Source organism: Pedobacter frigiditerrae (assembly GCF_004331645.1).
GTDB classification, from domain to species: Bacteria; Bacteroidota; Bacteroidia; order Sphingobacteriales; family Sphingobacteriaceae; genus Pedobacter; species Pedobacter frigiditerrae.
Genome location: NZ_SJSK01000004.1, coordinates 326,238 through 344,215, shown reverse-complemented (window position 1 = coordinate 344,215; position 17,978 = coordinate 326,238). Strand labels below are relative to the sequence as shown.

The 17,978-nt window shown below is 33.9% G+C and carries 21 protein-coding genes; 6 read left to right on the top strand and 15 right to left on the bottom strand.

The annotated features are described in order from the left end of the window. Positions 1-224: 224 nt before the first annotated feature. From EZ428_RS16650 to EZ428_RS16635, 4 genes are read right to left on the bottom strand one after another with little or no spacing between them, the layout of a single operon-like run. Complete coding sequence (locus tag EZ428_RS16650) at positions 225-794, bottom strand: transposase (RefSeq protein WP_131554317.1); 570 nt, start codon at positions 792-794, stop codon at positions 225-227. Between the two features lie 16 nt (positions 795-810). Beyond that, positions 811-2,316 carry a PH domain-containing protein gene (locus EZ428_RS16645; RefSeq protein WP_131554316.1) on the bottom strand — a complete coding sequence of 502 codons (1,506 nt, stop codon included), beginning with the start codon at positions 2,314-2,316 and terminating at the stop codon, positions 811-813. Beyond that, positions 2,316-2,849, bottom strand: coding sequence for a PH domain-containing protein (locus tag EZ428_RS16640; RefSeq protein WP_131554315.1), 534 nt, complete (start codon positions 2,847-2,849; stop codon positions 2,316-2,318). The genes EZ428_RS16645 and EZ428_RS16640 overlap by 1 nt, the downstream gene beginning before the upstream one ends. A 55-nt stretch (positions 2,850-2,904) precedes the next feature. Further along, on the bottom strand, positions 2,905-3,867 hold the full coding sequence (locus EZ428_RS16635; RefSeq protein ID WP_131554314.1) for a GDSL-type esterase/lipase family protein: 963 nt from the start codon (positions 3,865-3,867) through the stop codon (positions 2,905-2,907). A 172-nt stretch (positions 3,868-4,039) separates the two neighbouring features. On the opposite strand from EZ428_RS16635, the gene EZ428_RS16630 reads away from it, so the two are divergent. Next, positions 4,040-5,410, top strand: coding sequence for a dipeptidase (locus tag EZ428_RS16630; RefSeq protein WP_131554313.1), 1,371 nt, complete (start codon positions 4,040-4,042; stop codon positions 5,408-5,410). A gap of 253 nt (positions 5,411-5,663) precedes the next feature. On the opposite strand, the gene EZ428_RS16625 is transcribed toward EZ428_RS16630, so the two are convergent. From EZ428_RS16625 to EZ428_RS16610, 4 genes are all read right to left on the bottom strand, one after another. Further along, positions 5,664-5,921: a hypothetical protein gene (locus EZ428_RS16625; protein ID WP_131554312.1), complete on the bottom strand. Its 258-nt coding sequence runs from the start codon at positions 5,919-5,921 to the stop codon at positions 5,664-5,666. A gap of 13 nt (positions 5,922-5,934) precedes the next feature. Next, entirely contained in the window at positions 5,935-6,399 is a 465-nt protein-coding gene (locus EZ428_RS16620; protein WP_131554311.1) for a hypothetical protein, read from the bottom strand. Positions 6,400-6,572: 173 nt separating this feature from the next. Continuing rightward, positions 6,573-7,094 (bottom strand): hypothetical protein, encoded by a 522-nt coding sequence (locus EZ428_RS16615; RefSeq protein WP_131554310.1) that lies wholly within the window; start codon positions 7,092-7,094, stop codon positions 6,573-6,575. Between the two features lie 10 nt (positions 7,095-7,104). Next, a complete protein-coding gene (locus tag EZ428_RS16610; RefSeq protein ID WP_131554309.1) occupies positions 7,105-7,518 on the bottom strand; it encodes a hypothetical protein in 414 nt (137 codons plus the stop codon). A 93-nt stretch (positions 7,519-7,611) separates the two neighbouring features. Here EZ428_RS16610 and EZ428_RS16605 point away from each other — a divergent pair, with 93 nt between their 5' ends. Then, positions 7,612-8,478, top strand: coding sequence for a glycoside hydrolase family 25 protein (locus tag EZ428_RS16605; protein WP_131554308.1), 867 nt, complete (start codon positions 7,612-7,614; stop codon positions 8,476-8,478). Between the two features lie 153 nt (positions 8,479-8,631). Here EZ428_RS16605 and EZ428_RS16600 read toward each other — a convergent pair whose 3' ends face one another. Together EZ428_RS16600 and EZ428_RS16595 are read right to left on the bottom strand one after the other, a co-directional pair. Continuing rightward, positions 8,632-9,237: a GIN domain-containing protein gene (locus EZ428_RS16600; RefSeq protein ID WP_131554307.1), complete on the bottom strand. Its 606-nt coding sequence runs from the start codon at positions 9,235-9,237 to the stop codon at positions 8,632-8,634. A gap of 229 nt (positions 9,238-9,466) precedes the next feature. Then, entirely contained in the window at positions 9,467-10,564 is a 1,098-nt protein-coding gene (locus EZ428_RS16595) for a mandelate racemase/muconate lactonizing enzyme family protein (protein ID WP_131554306.1), read from the bottom strand. Positions 10,565-10,801: 237 nt separating this feature from the next. Here EZ428_RS16595 and EZ428_RS16590 point away from each other — a divergent pair, with 237 nt between their 5' ends. The 3 genes from EZ428_RS16590 (at position 10,802) to EZ428_RS16580 (ending at position 13,868) form a co-directional block, all read left to right on the top strand. Then, entirely contained in the window at positions 10,802-12,817 is a 2,016-nt protein-coding gene (locus tag EZ428_RS16590) for a thioredoxin domain-containing protein (RefSeq protein WP_131554305.1), read from the top strand. Between the two features lie 22 nt (positions 12,818-12,839). Continuing rightward, complete coding sequence (locus EZ428_RS16585) at positions 12,840-13,037, top strand: hypothetical protein (protein ID WP_131554304.1); 198 nt, start codon at positions 12,840-12,842, stop codon at positions 13,035-13,037. A gap of 327 nt (positions 13,038-13,364) precedes the next feature. Continuing rightward, positions 13,365-13,868 carry an FKBP-type peptidyl-prolyl cis-trans isomerase gene (locus EZ428_RS16580; protein ID WP_131554303.1) on the top strand — a complete coding sequence of 168 codons (504 nt, stop codon included), beginning with the start codon at positions 13,365-13,367 and terminating at the stop codon, positions 13,866-13,868. Positions 13,869-14,019: 151 nt separating this feature from the next. Here the strand turns inward: EZ428_RS16580 and EZ428_RS16575 are convergent, their stop codons facing one another. Genes EZ428_RS16575 through EZ428_RS16565 form a run of 3 tightly spaced genes read right to left on the bottom strand, consistent with a single transcriptional unit; the run spans position 14,020 to position 16,296 of the window. Beyond that, positions 14,020-14,463 (bottom strand): hypothetical protein, encoded by a 444-nt coding sequence (locus EZ428_RS16575; protein WP_131554302.1) that lies wholly within the window; start codon positions 14,461-14,463, stop codon positions 14,020-14,022. A 4-nt stretch (positions 14,464-14,467) separates the two neighbouring features. Continuing rightward, positions 14,468-15,670 (bottom strand): ABC transporter permease, encoded by a 1,203-nt coding sequence (locus tag EZ428_RS16570; RefSeq protein WP_131554301.1) that lies wholly within the window; start codon positions 15,668-15,670, stop codon positions 14,468-14,470. Then, on the bottom strand, positions 15,667-16,296 hold the full coding sequence (locus tag EZ428_RS16565; protein WP_131554300.1) for an ABC transporter ATP-binding protein: 630 nt from the start codon (positions 16,294-16,296) through the stop codon (positions 15,667-15,669). The genes EZ428_RS16570 and EZ428_RS16565 overlap by 4 nt, the downstream gene beginning before the upstream one ends. 133 nt (positions 16,297-16,429) lie before the next feature. On the opposite strand from EZ428_RS16565, the gene EZ428_RS24015 reads away from it, so the two are divergent. Then, positions 16,430-16,579, top strand: coding sequence for a hypothetical protein (locus EZ428_RS24015; RefSeq protein WP_165501803.1), 150 nt, complete (start codon positions 16,430-16,432; stop codon positions 16,577-16,579). A 4-nt stretch (positions 16,580-16,583) separates the two neighbouring features. On the opposite strand, the gene EZ428_RS16560 is transcribed toward EZ428_RS24015, so the two are convergent. Beyond that, a complete protein-coding gene (locus tag EZ428_RS16560; RefSeq protein ID WP_131554299.1) occupies positions 16,584-17,249 on the bottom strand; it encodes a hypothetical protein in 666 nt (221 codons plus the stop codon). Positions 17,250-17,302: 53 nt separating this feature from the next. After that, complete coding sequence (locus tag EZ428_RS16555; protein ID WP_131554298.1) at positions 17,303-17,929, bottom strand: Uma2 family endonuclease; 627 nt, start codon at positions 17,927-17,929, stop codon at positions 17,303-17,305. Between the last annotated feature and the right edge of the window lie 49 nt (positions 17,930-17,978).

Below are 17,978 nucleotides of genomic sequence, written 5' to 3'. Positions count from 1 at the left end.
CTTGAAAGCATTTTGGGCTATCACCGCATAGCAAACGTATGATCAGGGGAAGAGGTTAACTTATAAGGATAGCGGGACGGTTTTTCAAGCTAATGTCGGTATGCTGCGTCTTGGTAGGCATTGCTCCGCTCAAATTCGCTGTGAAAAAAAAGCTTTATGGCTGGTTTGAGAAGATTAGAATGGTTAAGGCTGTATAAGAAACACAGGAATAACAAGTCGAACCATCAAATTCGATTAAAGAACTTATCTTCTTTAAAATTTGCTGGATTTTTAATGATGTATGATGATATGTTTATGTAGGAATTTTCACTTCTAATAATACTTTCGTGATAATTTCTCTGCCAGACTTTACTGTCGAATGGTTTCCAATTTAGATTTTTAACCCCATTAATATATTCAACCGTCGTTTTTGATTTGAATGAACCAACTATCTCTCCTACTGTTGTTGGGGCAATCCCTTGTGGTTGCCCTTCAATAGGGGCGACCACAAGGGTAGCCCCTTCTATAATTTCTAAAATGCTATGGAAATGATTGGGCATTACAATAAATTCGTGTAATTTGATATTATTATAACGATTTGGTAATGCTAACCATTCGCCTTCAACCATTTTTCCTGCATCGTTTAAAATCATTTCATCACAGACTATCTCTCCAAATAAATGCGTCCTATCTTTGCAGCAGGTTGTTATAAAATATAATCCTTCCTTACTATAATCATAGCCTTTTAATCTAATAGATTGCCGGTTATGTATTAATGGATTGTATTTTGATTTGTTAATCACATCCCTGCTCATTGTTCCTTACTCTTAATTACATCCATTCTTCACTACCACTTTCTATCTGATACAACCAATAATTAACCAACTTTCTAATTTCGGTGTAATTACCGTATTTAAAATGAATAACTCCTGCAGCGGTATGTAAATTAACGTGACCAACATCTACACCTTTATGCCAAGGATATTGAAAGGTGGTTATTGCTTGTATTTTATGAGGAAATAGCAAAGAATGCTTAACATCCCAAATACCGCTTCTTTTAATGATAAATTCCTTGTTAACGGTTAATCGATGCCTTTTGTAACTGATATAAATCATCGGCACTGCCATTATAAAATAAATAATTGCAGCTGGATAATATGGCTTAAGTTCTGGAATAAAAGCCCAAAATATCATAAAAATCCCGATAGGAAAAACAACTCTGAAAAAGATGGGTAAGTTTAAAAACCTCCAATCAGGAATAAACATTTTACCCTTTGCAGGAATTTCGCCCATTATCATTTTAATCAATTCGTCTCTTTCTGTAGGGTTGCAACCAGGTATTAATAAATTGTTACTTTCTAGGTTTTTTCCTTTTTTAGCTTCACCAGAAGATGCCTGCTTCAAATTCATATTCAACAGATTCATCTTCTTCTGAAAATAATTTTGGCTGTAAGCCGTAATTTGAACCTTATTTGGACTTAACAAGGTGTTTTTCTTGGCAAATAAACCATGAGATATGAGTAATGAATGTTTGTGTTTACTAATATGAAATTCAAAATATTTAACAAATGTTCTAATCACATTAATGGCAAGAATGAGAAAAAGAATAACTGCGATTAAAATACCTATTGAAAAAAGTGTAAACAAGCTTTCCACGGCATTTTCAATTTGGCCTTGATCCATGTCAAAAGCCTTTAAAAACTCTTTGGCATTGTGAAATAGCGGATAAATAAATGCTAATAATAAAGCTATTGTACTTCCGTAATTTGAAGTTAAGCCAACTTTTAATAAAGTACCCAGACTAACTTTTAAAAAAGGAGTATCTTCCTGGTTTATGATCTGTTCTTGTATTGCAGTTTCATTATTTACAATACTTTTTCGGCTCAATAAATGTTCCCTTAAGCTATTTGCAATTTGTTCATCTATAGCCTTAATACTAACTTCTTGTCCCTCGCTGCCAGCTGTATCTACTTTTAAACCATAAATGCCAATAATTTTTTGCAATAAGTTTTGGTTAATATTTACTTGCTGAATTTTATCTAACTGAACAGTTAACTGTGTTTTATTGAAAATTCCTTTATGAATAACAAACTCTTGTTTTTGCTCATCTAAAAAGAAAGTAAATTTTCTATAATCAAAATAGGAGTAAATAAAAAGAATGACAACCAAGACAAGTAATCCCAATCCGATATAAATGAAATATTGCTTATCTGCCTTTGCAAATGCAAAGATTAGAGGAAAAATTAATGCCCTAATTAAATGTTGTAAGGTATTGGCAGCCATTATTATAATGCCAAAGCCTGATTGTCTTTGAGGTTTACTGAAATCGTAATTCATTATTGATTTTCAGTTAAAGTTTCAATATGGTCTAGTTTCCTTAACAGCAATTCCTTAATACTTTTGGCTTTTTCAATCTCGATACCTGCAATATGTAAATGACCAGTTTGTCCGCCTGCAGTAAAGATTTGCAGTTTACCTAATTTGAAAATTCTCGAGAAAAGACCTTCATCTAGCGCCACATGCTGAATTCTATTTAAGGGAACTATGGTTGTGGTTTCGGCAATGATGCCGCTTTTGTAAACAATGTCTTTTTCACGCAAGGCGAAACCTCTCTTTTTGAAACTTGCACGATATAAAAGAAAGAGTAAAAAGGCAAATGCTAGATAAGAACTAAGAATTATATAGCTTGAAACTTTTAAATCTTCCGCTAGTAAAACTAAACTGGTTAACCCCGCACCTAAAAAGAATAAAAAGATAATGATATTAATCACTATAACTTTCCAGTAAGATGGGTGAGGAGCTGTCAACTCAATTTCTTGATATTTAGGTAAACTTTCAAGGTCGAAAGTTTCATTTGTAAACTCTTGCATATTCGCTAATAGATTTATGCTAATATAGTGATGAAGAAGGGAACTTCGCAATGTGCTAGCGCACAACGATCATCTTTCTTGTTGCTGTATGTAATCCGGACAAGGAAACAAGTCTATATATATATATGCCTGGCGCCAAAAGGCTTAGATTAAGTTCAATAGTATGTTTACCGGTATTTAGGTATTCATTTAATACGGTTTGTACCACATTTCCCTGAAGGTTGTAAATCTTAAGCTCAACTTTATCTGCCTCTGGCATTACAATATCTATAGAAGTTCTTTCTCTACCTGGGTTTGGGTAATTCTGTGTTAATGTAAATTCCAGAAATCGCTCAGCGATAATCTTATTAATCACATCAAAAAGCACAAAACTTATTAACCTATTTCCACGAGCATTAGGGTGAACTATATCTTGATAAAGCGTGAAATCTCTTCTAATAGCTGCATTTAGATCTGCTAAATAAACGCCATATTCCTTAACAAGTTTTTTATATAAGTTATTAATGTTTAAAACCTGAACATTTACCCTTCTCAAGCGAGCATCATTTCTGTCATCAAAATTTTGAATGGTACAAACTATTGGCACTAAATTCTGGTTAAGCGATTTAACAATCAATGTTCTCATGCTAGCTTCAGTTTCTGCAATCTTTTGTCGACCTGCCTCAATTTCTAAAGCATCATTTGCACCAATTAAAATTACAATAAAACCTGTTTTGTAAGCAATAGCATTATCAATTCGTGCTAATCCCTTTGTGGTTGTTTCTCCAAAAACTCCATACTTTTGAATGTTAATGGTTTTATTGGTGTAGCAGTTCAGAAAGTTGGTAGTTAAATAAGTTTGAAAATCTAAGCCATTTACTCCTGCTACTGTACTAGCGCCAAAAGTGATCACATTAACGCTATCTCTTGAGTAAAATTTGGCCGACTCTGGACAGCTCGCACCTGTAATTTGGGCCGAGGAATGTATAGAAAAACCTATTAAAAGTGCAAAGCATAGCGCTAATGCCCGAATTCTCATCCTTAAAATATTTTCTAGCGCATAATAGAGCTAACCAGCTACAAATATAAATATTAATTGCTATTTATGAGCTTGATTTGCTTTTAGTTAAAGTTTGTTTACGAATATTTGATCATATTGTTTTCGCAATGCTTTTATTGAAAAACCTATATTTGCCTAAAATAAATATGTTATGCAAGAAATCAAGAAATATGTTGAGGATAATAAACAACGCTTTTTAGATGAGTTGTTTGAATTATTGCGTTTTCCATCGGTTAGTGCCGACCCAAAATATAAAGACGATGTATTAAAAACTGCTGATTTTGTAGCGCAGAAGTTAAAAGATGCTGGGGCTGATAAAGTTGAGATTTGTGAAACAGCAGGTTATCCTATTGTATATGGGGAGAAATTAATTGATGCAAATTTACCAACGGTATTAGTTTATGGCCACTATGATGTACAACCTGCAGACCCATTAGAGTTATGGAAAACTCCTCCTTTTGAACCAACTGTTCGTGATGGAAAGATTTATGCCCGTGGTGCTTGTGACGATAAAGGCCAATTTTATATGCACGTTAAAGCTTTTGAGTTGATGATGAAAACCAACACTTTAGCGTGTAACGTTAAGTTCATGATTGAAGGTGAAGAGGAAGTTGGTTCTGCAAACTTGGGTATTTTTGTTAAAGCAAATGCAGAGCGATTAAAAGCAGATGTGGTTTTAATCTCAGATACTTCGATGATTAGCATGGAAAATCCATCAATTGAAACTGGTTTGCGTGGTTTAGCTTACATGGAAGTAGAAGTTGTTGGCCCGAACCGTGATTTACACTCTGGTGTTTATGGTGGCGCTGTGGCAAATCCGGCAACAATTTTATGTAAAATGATTGCTTCTTTGCACGATGAAAATAACCATATCACTATTCCGGCATTTTATGATAAAGTTGTAGAGTTAACGGATGCAGAGAAAAAAGCATTGAATGAAGCGCCTTTTGATTTAACAGAATACAAAGAAGACTTAGATATTAAAGCCGATTGGGGCGAAAAAGGTTACAGTACTTTAGAACGTACTGGTACAAGACCAACTTTAGAGGTTAATGGTATTTGGAGCGGTTATATTGGCGAAGGTGCTAAAACCGTTTTGCCAAGTAAGGCAAATGCTAAAATATCTATGCGTTTGGTACCTAATCAAAGTTCTGATGAAATTGCTGAAATTTTTACCAAACATTTCGAAAGCATTGCACCAGCATATGTAAAAGTGAAAGTTACCGCACATCATGGTGGCGAACCTGTTGTTACACCAACAGACAGTGTGGCTTATCGTGCTGCAGAACAAGCAATTTTAGATAGTTTTGGTAAAAAACCAATTCCAACTCGTGGTGGAGGAAGTATTCCGATTGTAGCTTTGTTTGAAGATGTTTTAGGAATTAAATCTGTATTGTTTGGCTTTGGTTTGGATAGCGATGCGCTACATTCTCCAAATGAGAAATATGACATTTACAACTATTACAAAGGCATTGAGACTTTGCCATTGTTCCATAAATACTTTGCAGAATTGAGCAAATAAGTATATTTTTAATATAAGAGTCCCTGTTTAGTTTGCTAGGCAGGGATTTTTTTGTAAATGAATTTCAGTTTTTCATTGGTGCTGCAGCCCCGTCCCAAGGAACCCCCTTTGGGGCCATTGCCTATAATCCTCATTAGGTTTCACTTCATTTCGAGCTATTTGATGCTGTTGGGTTTAGTTAACAAGGTATTGTGTTATTGTGTTTCTAGGGGGGAAGGTGAAAGCGTTAATGCTAAGCTTATGTTGTGTGGATTTAGAATTCAAATTCTAAGTGAACTTTTGTATTATTCTTTCCATCATCACCATAGACATCAAGGTTATATTTCATTTTTGAATCTGGATCAAGCCACTCTTCAAGTTCTAATTTTTGGTTATTCTCAATTACAAATACCCTATTGTTTTCCAGCAAAATTTCAGCAGTTTTTTTATTCAGATTATTTACAATAATGTCACCAGAATCAGATTTAAAATAAATTTCTTGCAAATCTCCGTATCGATCTTCAATGTCCATTAAAAAATAAAAGCTAATTTTTTATTTCAATGTTTAATTGTCGACCTTCATTTAATGCTTTTTTGTCTAACGAAGCGCCAATAGCAAGCCCGATAATCATACCGATTGGTAAGCCTAATCCTAAAAGTCCTATGTTACCAATACTAAGTCCAAAAGCGACCCCAATTGGTAAGCCAATTCCACTCATTCCAAATAGCATCCATAAAGTCCTATAATGATTTTTCGGAACAACTTTAAGCTCCTTTTCAATCTGTTTTAAAATTTCCGTTTGTTTTTGCTTTAATAGTTTAGTCAGTTGATTTCCCGTAAGCGGTGAAGAATTTATTTCATCTACATATTCATTTATTGACTTTCCAATATTTTCGGGTGCTTCTCTTTTTTTCAGTTCGCTCAGTAATCCTCCAAATTGAGCGTAAATTTTACTTTGTTTAGTGTCAGTAGAATTGATTTGTTTGTTGTTTAACTCTTTTATGTTCATTTTATCGATTGGTAACAGTTTAAAATTTTTGCTTATCAAATTTGCTATAACGGTTTCGGGCTTTGCGAATTTTGGTGGCTCGGTTAAAATTACTAGAAAATCTGAACGGTGTAAAAGGAATTTCAACCAAATTTTGTAAAACGCCTGTTATATGCCGTTACGCATCCATGTATTTATGGTGTTTTTATATCGCCTTGTTCATTTACAAGTTTCCAATCATTTTTATTGATTTTCATTGTGTCAATTGATTTGGGTTCAATCCAATAATTTAAAAAAGGTTTTATTTCTACAGTTCTTCGTCCCCCGTAACCAAAAGCTCCGATATCATAAAGTTGTTCTTTTATTTCTATATTTTCAGATTTGTGCCTGTAAATCGTACTTACTGTTGTCCAAGCTCCAAACCCAAAAGAGAATAATAGAAACAGTTGCGAAACGAGGCAACCAAATGAAATCAGAGCTGTCAAGCTTATATAAGACCAATTCCTCGTCTTAGAGTTTGCTTTTTTTATAGTACCGAAAAGTGTTAGCAAAACAGCAATTGGTAAACCTTGAATTATTATGTCATAAAACTTTTGTTGTAATCTATAGTCTGCAAATTCGTAAGGCAATTCCTGTCCAATCGTCAAACTTAGCAGTGTCAGTGCAATAAATGCTAATGCTGTCCAGAATATTATTTTATAAAGTGTCTTTTTCAAGTTATTCAAATTAGATTTCCAATATGCTTAAGCTTCCAGCTCTAACTATCCAATTATCCTGCTCATTTGGTAGTCCAGAGTTACTATAAGGGTCAAACGAAGCATAGATGCTATTATCTTCTACTTCCAAAATTGTTATGTCAGAATATTGGCCGTCAGTAGGAAAGTCCTCCATTATGTCAAAGAGTTTAACGTTTGAAAATGTTAGTAAAATCTTACAAGGCTCAAATTTTTCTTTGATGATCCTTTTTCTTATTTCAAGTTCAATATTTAGCTCTTTAGCATTGAATTCGAAATCGAATTTTGCAATTCGTCCGTCGTTTAATGAGTAGTTTTTGAAAGTTTGGTTTAGCGTCATGGTGGGTAGGCGATTTGAATGGCACATAACTCGCTGCTTGGCGTAACTCAAGTCGTTTTTAAACATTTATCAACGAATATAAATGTTTAGCATCCGATTGCTAAATTAAATTTCAATAATCAATTTATTTTAACCTGTAAATTTTTAGCAAATTTGTAAATGCCCCCAATAAAGAGAAAGCCTACAGCAAGAAAACCTACAACAAGAAAGCCAAGTACTCGTAAAAAGACAAATAAATCGAGTGCTACGAAATGGAAAATAGCGATTGCTGGATTATTATTGGTTTTACTTTCTCCATTTTATTACGGTTATATATTAAAAGTAGCTTCATCTGCTTGGTTCTGGGTACGCCATCCAGGCGAAGACAAAAACTACAGGACTTACGAAAGTTTTGACATTAAAATCCCCAAAAAATATACTGTTCATGGTATTGATGTTTCCTATTACCAGGGTAAAATAGATTGGACTAAGGTAAAAGCAATGGAAGATGATGATGTAAAAATCACTTTTGCCTTTATCAAAGCCACAGAAGGTTTATTAAGTGTCGACCCATATTTTCAACGTAATTGGCGTGAAGCGCCAAAAGCCGGAATAAAAGTTGGCGCTTATCATTTCTTTAGACCAAAAAGGTCTGGGTTATGGCAAGCCAATTTTTTCTTGCAAACTGCTAGCTTTGAAAAAGGTGATTTACCTCCTGTTGTAGATATAGAAAGTTTAGATGGCGTTTCTCCAGAAAAAATGAGGAAGGAATTAAATGCCTTTATTATTCAGGTAGAGGAAAAAACCAAAGTAAAACCTATCATCTATTCGGGTATTCGGTTTTATAAAGATCACTTAATGGGTTATTATGATAAATATCCATTTTGGGTGGCACATTACCATCAGCCTAAGCTAAAACTGGCAAATAATGCTTATAAATTTTGGCAACATTCTGATAAGGCGAGGATCAATGGAATAAATCATGTAGTAGATTTTAATGCTTTTAACGGCGATAGTTTAGCTTTTTCTAAAATCTTGATTCAATAAACCATCATGAGCAAACATTTACAATACACAATGAATATGCTCATGATACCTGCCTGCTGTAGGCCGGGCTTCATCACCATTAAAAAACAATAATATACTAATGAAAAAAGCCTATCAATTTTTTTGATAGGCTTTCAATTTATTTGGTGTCTGTTAGTCTCTACTTGCAACATACACATCCGATTTCATTTCTGTTTTTTTAGATTTAAATTTATCTAAGCTAATTCTAGAAGATTTATCCATGTCTACTGTGTATAAATCTGTGGATCCTTTTAGACCTAATTTAGCTTCACCTTTAACGGTTGTATATAAACTCTCTGTATTTGCATTTAATTTCACATTCGCTTTATCAGATACAAAAACTTGAAGATATTTTAGGTTTAATTGGCTATTTGCTGAAACATAAGCATCGCCTGAAGCTTCAATTCTATAAATGTCATCTACATAAATAGTAACTTTTCCTGCCTGACCATTTTTTGAACTTACATATAGAGAACTGCCTACTTTTTTAACAGAAACTTCTTCGTTTCCTTCGTTCGTGTATAATACCTTAGATTTTGAGTTTTGTATAATAGTCACTTCTACATTTCCACTAACATTTAATTTGTTAATAGAAGATATCTTAACAGCACTTGCAGATACAGTAGTCTCATTAACAGTTACAATTGGATCAACTGTGTTGTTTGCATAAACTGTTGAAGATGTGATTGCTAACGCGATAAAGCCAGTAGCAATGATTGTTTTGATTGAAGTTTTCATAATATAATAATTTGTGGGTTTTTGTAGATAAGACGACCACAATTAAAAAAAGTTGCACGCAGTATTGCACTTTTATACGAAAACTTCGTAAATATCGACGAACGCCATTTTTAACTAGACGAAAACAAGTAAATCGTCATATCGAAGAAAGTACGACCGAGATATCTGTTCTCAAAATGCGAAAGACCAATAGATTTCTCAATCGCTTTGCTCATTTCGAAATGACGAGCTATACCACCCAATTTTCACAAGTTTTCAGAAACTCTTGGTCTGCATCTGCTCCAATACCAATACTGTCTGGAACATCTAGAAAATAACCATCGTAAGTTAATCCGCCAATAACGGGATCAACCAAATGTCCGAGTAAGCAGGTATCCAAGTCGAAAAATACCACATTGGCGCTGGCTAAAGCAAAATGTAAGTTGGCACTCAAGGCAATTCTACTTTCAAGCATACTGCCAATCATACATTTAACACCGTGTTGTAAAGCTTCTTCGTGGATTTTTTGTGCACCTAATATGCCGCCAGATTTTGCAAATTTGATATTTAAATATTCACAAGCTTTGCTATTTATTAATTTTCTAGCATCATGGTGATTGTAACAACTTTCATCAGCCATTATTTTAATAGGAGAGTTCAATGCTAGCTCTGGCAACTGGTCATCAAACCAAGTTCGCATTGGTTGTTCACAGAATTCAATATTTTGAGGCTCTAATTCTCCCAAAGCAAACAATGCATCATCAAAGCTCCAACCTTGATTAGCGTCTAAACGTAGAATCATTTCATTGCCTACAGCAGCCCTTATTTGTTTTACTCGTTCAATATCATCCTGAACTTTTTTACCTAGTTTGATTTTGATAATCCTACACCCATTTTTCTGATATTTCAAAGCAGTTTGTGCCATTCCTTCTGGGGTATCAATACCAATGGTCATGTCAGTTTCTATGGTACTTTTGTATCCGCCTAAAAATTGATACAAAGGTAGTTTTGCGTTTTTTGCAGCAATATCAAACAATGCCATGTCAAATGCACTTTTTATGGTGGCATTATGGTCTGCATAAGCTAGTAAATCTTGCATCCTTTCGGGTATTTCTAAGGGATTTTTACCTTTTATAATTTGAGCAAAATCCTTTGCCATGGCTAGGCAAGTCTCTTGTGTTTCTCCAACAATCATCGGAAAGGCAGAGCATTCACCAACGCCATGAATACCTGCATCAGTATAAATTCTAATCAACACATTTTGGGCGAAATGCATTGTGCCGGTTGCAATTACAAAAGGTTCCATTGGGATGCTAAAACGATAGATTTCGGTATGTGTGATTTTCATATTGGTATTGCGTATTGCGATTTGAGTATAGAGATATGTTCTACTGCTAAAGTTAATTATAAAAAGGAAATCATATAATTTTCAATCACACAATAAATAGATAAATCATATTCGCTTCATAACGTTTAATTACAAAATTACAGCCAGATGAAAAACTAAATCTAAATAGGTTTGTAGATAATTTATAGCTTTACATTTTGTCTCAATACGCAATACCCATTACTCAATTCCCAATTTATGCAAGAACCCAATAACCTCATCCACGCTTCATCTCCATACTTATTGCAACACGCTTACAATCCTGTAGAGTGGTACGAGTGGGGGCCGCTTGCATTAGAAAAAGCCAAAAAGGAGAATAAGCTTATTTTAGTAAGCATAGGTTATTCTGCTTGTCATTGGTGTCATGTAATGGAACATGAAAGTTTTGAGGATTTTGAAGTTGCAGAAGTCATGAATAAAAACTTTGTTTGCATTAAAGTAGATAGAGAAGAAAGACCAGACATAGACCAAATTTACATGTTGGCTGTACAACTGATGAATGGAAATGGGGGTTGGCCATTAAATGCTATTTGCTTACCAGACCAACGACCAGTGTATGGAGGTACTTATTTCAGAAAGAATGATTGGATAAGTATTTTATTAAATGTTTCAGACCTTTGGAAAAATGAACCTGCAAAGGCTTTAAACTATGCAGAGCGGTTAACAGAAGGCATTCAACAATCAGAGAAAATTATTCCTTCAAATCAAGAAGTTGTATTTGCGCAATCGCATCTGGCGGAAATTATTGAACCTTGGAAACGCCATTTCGATATTGATGGAGGTGGATATAACAGGTCGCCAAAATTCCCCTTGCCTAATAATTGGAGCTTTTTACTGCGATATAGTTTTTTAACACCTGATGAAGCTACGTTCATGGCTGTTTGTTCTACGCTTGAGGAAATGGCAAAAGGCGGAATTTATGACCAAGTTGGAGGTGGCTTTGCTAGGTACTCGGTAGACGATAAATGGCACGTTCCTCACTTCGAGAAAATGCTGTATGATAATGCACAACTAATTGGTTTGTATGCAGAAGCTTATCAATGCTTAAAGTACGAGCCATTTGTACAGATAGTTATAGATACCATCGATTGGGCTTTTAGAGAAATGAGTGCAGAAAATGGCTTGTTTTATTCGGCTTTAGATGCAGATAGCGAAGGAGTAGAGGGCAAATTTTATGTATGGGATAAAGTCACCTTTGATAAAGTTGTTGGTGAAGATGCAGCGTTAATAGGTGAATATTTCAACGTAACTGAAGAAGGAAATTGGGAGGAAGAACAAACCAATATTTTGAGAAGATTATCAACTGATGAAGAGTTCATAGAAAAACATCATATAGATATAGAAACGCTTTACGATAAAGTGGCACTGGCAAAAGCTAAATTATTAGATGAAAGAAGTAATCGTGTGCGACCTGGATTAGATGATAAATGTCTAACAGCTTGGAATGCGATGATGATTAAAGCCTTGGCTGATACCTCTCAAATTTTAGATTACGAGATGTACTATGATAGAGCTAAACTTGCTGCGGAATTCATTTTAGAAAACATGGTTACGCCAGATGGTGGATTGTATCGCAATTACAAAAATGAAAAAGCAACAATTCCTGGCTTTTTAGATGATTACGCCTTTATGATTGAAGCTTTAATCTCCTTATACGAAGTTGATTTTGATGAAGTTTGGTTAGCAGAAGCGAATTCATTAACCAATTATGTGTTGCTTAATTTTAATGATGAAGAAAATGACATGTTCTTCTATACAGCAAGCAATGGTGAGGAGTTAATTGCCCGCAAACACGAAGTAATGGATAATGTTATTCCGGCCTCTAACTCTGTAATGGCACAAAACCTGCAAAAATTAGGATTATTTTTTGATAATGAGAGCTATAGAGAAAAAGCATCAGCTATGCTTAAATCGGTTTTGCCAAGAATAAAAGCTTACGGCTCTGCTTATTCTAATTGGTGCACACAGTTGCTAAATGAAGTGCATGGCCTAAATGAAATTGCAATTATGGGTGTTGATATTAGTGAAATTAAAAATGAACTCAACAACATTTATATCCCTAATAAAATTATACTGGGTGGAGGGAAAAGTGAACTCCCATTATTAAAGGATAAAGAAAGCCAGGAAACAAAAATTTATGTGTGTAGAGATAAAACATGTCAATTGCCAGTAACTACGGTTGCCGAGGCAGTAAAAAACATTAGAGGGCTTTAAGCTAATTTAGGTAGATTGCACGATGTTTGAAAAGGAAGAAGGCATTATTGCAAAAAGAAAATCATTGGTTAAAGAAATTGCCAAGCTTAAAAAAGCGTATTCAGCTATAAGAGATAAATCTGAAAAGCATATTGCAGTAGCTAAAATCGCTGAAAAGCAAAAAGAATTGGCTCAAATTAGAGAAGAATTTATTGATGAGCAGATAAAGAATAGGAAATAATATTCAACAATTTTTAAAAAGCTTAACTATAATGCTTTCTGTTTTTGAACCATATAAGTAATATAAGGTCATTTAAGCCAAGGAGGCGTTTCTTATATTTCCTAAAATGTCCTTATATGGTTAGTTCTTTATACAATTCCTTCAGCAAGTAGATTTTAAACATTTTTTTGCAACAATTAAACACCTTTTTTGTTAACCTAATAATTAGCTTATCTTTGCCCAGCATTTATAAAGGGACTATTAAAATCTTTAAGTATTAGCAAAATAAACTTGCCGAAGTCTGGAAAACAAATCCAGAGGTATTAAAAATTATAAAAACAAATAAGAATGAATATTAATGCGAACACAGTAGTGTCTATAACTTATGAACTACACACTACTACTCCAGAAGGTCAGCAAGTTTTTGTTGAAAAAGCAAATGAAGAACAACCATTAGTGTTCTTATATGGCGTAGGCATGATGTTGCCTAAATTTGAAGAACATTTAGCTGGCTTAAAAGCTGGTGATGAGTATAGTTTTGAGCTTTCTGCAGCAGATGGTTACGGAGAAATTGATGCAACTGCTCACGTAGATTTGCCAATTGATATGTTTAAAGAAGCTGGTGAATTGCCAAAAGTTGGCGACGTTATTCCTTTACAAGATAACCAAGGAAATCAATTCCGTGCTGGTGTAACTGGTGTGCATGAAGATATTATTAATGTAGATTTAAACCATCCAATGGCTGGTAAAAACTTAATCTTTGCTGGTAAAGTTTTAACTGTTCGTGAAGCAACTGCTGATGAATTAAGTCATGGTCACGCTCACGGAGCTGATGGTCACGAAGGTCACTAAAAGTATTAATTGATATAAAAAATGCCTCGATATTAATTTGTCGAGGCATTTTTTATTTTGTCATTCTGAGCAAAGAATCTAGCTAATTAAATTCTTGTCATAGATTCCTCGAAACTCGCAATGACAAAATAAATTAGGTTTGTGTTAAAATTTAAAGTGCTTTAGCTGCGGTTAAGCTAATTGGTGGCACATCCATAGAATTTGCAGTGCTTAACTTTAAGTTTCCTTTAATTTTAACGGTTTGATAAGTAAATTTTATAGGTTCAGTTAATTCAACCATTACCATAACTGGAATGCCGTTTTTACCACAAAAGAAACATTGGTTGATTGGTAAAGTAGAAAGCATGAATTTAGTCTGTTTCATTCCGTCTTTAATTGGAACGATATAACCTTCTAATTCAAAAGGTTTATTAGCATACTTTTTAATCTCAGGGCCAAAAATAGCATACATTTCAGTGTCCTTTACGGTTTTAAAATCTACACTTCCAATTACGTCCCAATTGGCAGATAAAATTTGGTCGCTTGGATCATGTTGTGCTTTGGCAGAAAAAGCAAAGCCGATAAATAATAAAAATATAAAACTCAGTTTCTTCATTATATTAATTTTTAGCAAGTATTTTAGAAATATTAGAGCGATAAGCCTGCATTGCAGGGATAATTGATGCAAATATACCAATAGCTAAACCAGCAAGCAATAAATAAACTTCAGAAGTAATAAAAACCATACCAGTTAATTTCGCCTGACTACTTTCCTGATAATGAGCAATCAGTTCCAAAGCCATATGCCCAAGTGCAACTCCAACAATTGTCCCGGCAATGGTTAAGATTAGTCCTTCTAGAATTATAATTACAAAAAGCTTGGTTCTTGAAGCGCCAAGCGTTCTCATTATGGCTAAATCGTAACTTCTCTCTTTTAGCGAATTGTATAGGTTTACAAAAACGCTGATAGCTGCAATTAGCATAATTAATATGGCAAACCATTGTAAGGTATCAACACCAACACCTATTAAAGAAAATAGTCTTGTACTTTCCATCGCTGGTGATGCTGATTGTAAATTTGTGCCTTGATTAACCATTCTTGGGAACATGACTACAGACATTGGAGAACGATATTGGATTAATAAGGATGTGATTTCTCTATTCCCGGTGCCATCTTCCATTTTACCTTTTCCATCTTCCATCACATCCTCTTCGTGCATTTTCCAAACGCTAGCAATATTGGTTAAAATCAAGTTATCAGTTACATTTCCTTGCGGGGCTAAAATACCAGCAACTTTATAGGCATGGTCTTTATGTAAATCTTTGTTTTCGGTTAGTCCATGAGCGCCAAAAAAAGTATCGCCAACTTTTAAGTTTTGTTCTTTAGCAACGTTTGTACCTATTGTGGCTTCTAAATCTGCATTCCAAAATTTACCACTTTGTAATTTTAAGCCATAAAGGCTGATGAAATTACTATCTGTACCAACAATACGAACGCCATTGTAATTGTCGCCTAAGGCTAGGGGAGTTGCTCGTTTTACAAAAGGATTATGGGATAATTCATTCGCATCTTTTAGAGGGATGTTCCCAGTAGGAAAATCGATATAATAAATGCTGCTTAATATTAATTGTAGCGGACTGCCTTTAGCACCAACAACTAAATCTATGTCTTTAGAGTTGTTGTTTAATTTCTCTTCTATTTGAGTTGAGGCTAATAACAAAATCGTTAAAATACCTGTTCCAAAGGCAATCAACATAATATTTAATCCAGACGATAATGGTTTAGACCATATGCTTTTCCAGCTTATCTTAAATGGGCTCATGCTAAACTGTAAGTGTGGGTAAATGCATCTTTAACTCTTTTGTCATGGGTTGCCACAATTAATGTAGCCTGATTTAAACCAGACTGTTCCATTAATAATTCCAGTACTGCTGTTGCATTTTTATCATCCAAACTAGATGTTGGCTCATCTGCAATTAATAAGGCAGGCTTATTAATTACTGCTCTCGCTATAGAAACTCGTTGCAGTTGACCTTGACTTAAAGTAGAAGGATAAGCATCTTTTTTATGGATAATGTCTAAAGAATTTAAAACTTCATCAATACGTTTATGGTCTTCAGGAAGTTTGGCGAAGCTTTGTACTAAAAGTAAATTTTCTGCAATGGTCAAGCTTTTTATCAAGTGCGGGCGTTGAAAGATAATTCCGATGTTGCGTCCCCTAAATTGATCTAGATTTTTGCTAGATAAACTGTAGATAGAAGTCTGGTTAATATTAACTTCTCCCTGTTTTGGTTTTAAGATTCCAGTTAGAATGTGTAATAATGTAGTTTTTCCACTCCCAGATTCACCCAGTAGCAACCATTGCTCACCGTTGTTAATTTGCCAATCCTTAAAACTAATTGGTTTTGTGTCTTTATAACTGTGTACTACAGATTTTAGTGAAATCATATGGTTTTATAAAACTCATTTTCTGTTACAAAAATAACAGATACAATTTAATAGCAGAGTTTAAGCTTGTAAAGTATTTGCTACTGCGATTAATTAAAGGAAATGTGTAAATTTAAATATCAATATTAAACTAATGAAGATAGAAGCCATAATTCTTGTTGCAAGTATTCCTTTACTGGTAGCTTTATTGGCTTATAGGTATTATGGTTGGTATGATCATGTGAAAAATAGAAAATACAGAGGTAACAAGCTTAAGAAGTATGCTGAGAAAATGGATGATTAAAAACTTAATGATTAAGGTTTACTCCTAATGTGCTCTCAAAAATCATAACGCTGGCAACATTTTTACCATTTACCCTGGCTGGGCTAAAATCAAAATCTTCAGGTTTTAATTTCTTTAAATTAACTGCCTCTACTTTATTAAAATTTAAAGAAGCTACTTTAGTTTCGTATTTGATTAATTTTCCATCTTTATCGAGGGTGAAAATAAAATATAAATTAAATTCACCTACCTTTTTTTGTATTTCAAAAGGTGGTGTGTAATTTCTGGTTAATAGAAATAATCCTAAATATCCCATGATCTTTGCAGGATAAACCACTCTATCTCCATCCTTTAAAGAATCTATATGAAATCTAATACGTTTGTCTGGTCTATTAAATACTAATATTTTGGTGGTATAATTGTAGATTTGGTCTATAGAGTCTTTTTGAGAATAAAATACCCATCTTCCCACTCTTTCATCATTTTTGTAGTTGCCGATAGCTCCTATGTTTTTTCTCCCATTATAAATGATATACTCTCCATTTAAGATGCCTCTTTTAGATTTGAGTTCGGTTTCATGTGTAGAAAATCCTCTGTAAAAAGCATAATGTGTATGTGTAGAATCACTTTTTTGGGCGTTGACAATAAAACAAAGTAAAATAAAGATAAAGGTGAAGAGCGTTTTTTTCATTTTAGAATAGCAAGTAACAGAATGTTGTAAATTACAAAAGAGTTTTGAAAAAATTAATTCTTAAACACTTGTTCTAAATCTAAAACAAAGCCAGGTAAAATAAGAGTAGTTACTTTATCTCCAACAGTTAACAATCTTGTGGGCATAAATTTTCCTTCTTCATTTAGAACATATTTAAAGAATGTTTCATCACTAATGCTAACAATCCAATATTCCTTTACACCAGCTTCTTCGTAAACTTCATATTTGTTTTGCAATTCTTTTTTGTTGTTACCAGGCGATAAAATTTCGACAACAATATCAGGAGCGCCTATGCAGCCACGTTTATCTAATTTACTTTGGTCACAAACTACTACAACATCAGGTTGTACAACTGTAAAAATATCCTTATCCTCCTTACTTTTTTTAGGCAAGCGAACATCAAAGGGTGCACCATAAACTTCACATTTATCTCCTTCTAAAAAATTATAAAGTCTATTAAAAATAATTCCAAATGTTTTTTGATGATACCTATTTGGAGCACTCATTTTAAAGATATGACCCTTTATGATTTCCATTCGCTCATCAAAAGTAAAACGCATATAATTTGCATAGCTATAAGTAGCCGAGTAATCTATCTCATTTACGTTAGAAATGATTGGGAAATCTTCTTCGGTAGGATATGGTTTTGGGGTACTCATTGGTAGATGAATTTAACTGTCAAAATAAATATAACTAAAATAAAAAGGA

Bases quoted from the DNA above. Each gene is read 5' to 3' on its own strand.
- EZ428_RS16570 (WP_131554301.1), bottom strand. From the start codon at position 15,670: ATGAGCCCATTTAAGATAAGCTGGAAAAGCATATGGTCTAAACCATTA.
- EZ428_RS16635 (WP_131554314.1), bottom strand. From the start codon at position 3,867: ATGAGAATTCGGGCATTAGCGCTATGCTTTGCACTTTTAATAGGTTTT.
- EZ428_RS16590 (WP_131554305.1), top strand. From the start codon at position 10,802: ATGCAAGAACCCAATAACCTCATCCACGCTTCATCTCCATACTTATTG.
- EZ428_RS16600 (WP_131554307.1), bottom strand. From the start codon at position 9,237: ATGAAAACTTCAATCAAAACAATCATTGCTACTGGCTTTATCGCGTTA.
- EZ428_RS16605 (WP_131554308.1), top strand. From the start codon at position 7,612: ATGCCCCCAATAAAGAGAAAGCCTACAGCAAGAAAACCTACAACAAGA.
- EZ428_RS16580 (WP_131554303.1), top strand. From the start codon at position 13,365: ATGAATATTAATGCGAACACAGTAGTGTCTATAACTTATGAACTACAC.
- EZ428_RS16625 (WP_131554312.1), bottom strand. From the start codon at position 5,921: ATGGACATTGAAGATCGATACGGAGATTTGCAAGAAATTTATTTTAAA.
- EZ428_RS24015 (WP_165501803.1), top strand. From the start codon at position 16,430: ATGAAGATAGAAGCCATAATTCTTGTTGCAAGTATTCCTTTACTGGTA.
- EZ428_RS16595 (WP_131554306.1), bottom strand. From the start codon at position 10,564: ATGAAAATCACACATACCGAAATCTATCGTTTTAGCATCCCAATGGAA.
- EZ428_RS16560 (WP_131554299.1), bottom strand. From the start codon at position 17,249: ATGAAAAAAACGCTCTTCACCTTTATCTTTATTTTACTTTGTTTTATT.
- EZ428_RS16645 (WP_131554316.1), bottom strand. From the start codon at position 2,316: ATGAATTACGATTTCAGTAAACCTCAAAGACAATCAGGCTTTGGCATT.
- EZ428_RS16650 (WP_131554317.1), bottom strand. From the start codon at position 794: ATGAGCAGGGATGTGATTAACAAATCAAAATACAATCCATTAATACAT.
- EZ428_RS16610 (WP_131554309.1), bottom strand. From the start codon at position 7,518: ATGTTTAAAAACGACTTGAGTTACGCCAAGCAGCGAGTTATGTGCCAT.
- EZ428_RS16640 (WP_131554315.1), bottom strand. From the start codon at position 2,849: ATGCAAGAGTTTACAAATGAAACTTTCGACCTTGAAAGTTTACCTAAA.
- EZ428_RS16555 (WP_131554298.1), bottom strand. From the start codon at position 17,929: ATGAGTACCCCAAAACCATATCCTACCGAAGAAGATTTCCCAATCATT.
- EZ428_RS16565 (WP_131554300.1), bottom strand. From the start codon at position 16,296: ATGATTTCACTAAAATCTGTAGTACACAGTTATAAAGACACAAAACCA.
- EZ428_RS16575 (WP_131554302.1), bottom strand. From the start codon at position 14,463: ATGAAGAAACTGAGTTTTATATTTTTATTATTTATCGGCTTTGCTTTT.
- EZ428_RS16630 (WP_131554313.1), top strand. From the start codon at position 4,040: ATGCAAGAAATCAAGAAATATGTTGAGGATAATAAACAACGCTTTTTA.
- EZ428_RS16620 (WP_131554311.1), bottom strand. From the start codon at position 6,399: ATGAACATAAAAGAGTTAAACAACAAACAAATCAATTCTACTGACACT.
- EZ428_RS16585 (WP_131554304.1), top strand. From the start codon at position 12,840: ATGTTTGAAAAGGAAGAAGGCATTATTGCAAAAAGAAAATCATTGGTT.